The sequence below is a fragment of the Flavobacterium silvaticum genome, from assembly GCF_012911565.1.
Classification (GTDB): Bacteria; Bacteroidota; Bacteroidia; order Flavobacteriales; family Flavobacteriaceae; genus Flavobacterium; species Flavobacterium silvaticum.
Map to the genome: position 1 here is coordinate 1 of NZ_JAAMPU010000018.1, position 243 is coordinate 243.

The window sequence follows — 243 nt, forward strand, 5'->3', positions numbered from 1 at the left end:
TGGAGAACGGCCAGTACAACAGCCCGACCCACACGGGCAAGACGGGGAACCTCATGGTGTTCGGCAGCAACCCGAACGACAATCCGCTGAAGTTCCGGGTGCGTGTACACAACGCCTGCGGCTGGGGCAACTGGCGTGAGTACCACTGGGGCGACGGTACCACCACGCCGCAGCCGAATCCGCAGCCCGACAAGTATTTCGTGGTGGCGCCCAATCCCTGCCAGACGGGCACGAGCGTCAACC

Annotated in this window: 1 protein-coding gene; it reads left to right on the plus strand. The window is 64.2% G+C overall.

The genetic code is table 11. The features are described 5' to 3' along the window. On the plus strand, nucleotides 1–243 hold a 243-nt coding region (locus G6047_RS17000; RefSeq protein ID WP_169525256.1), incomplete at both ends, for a hypothetical protein.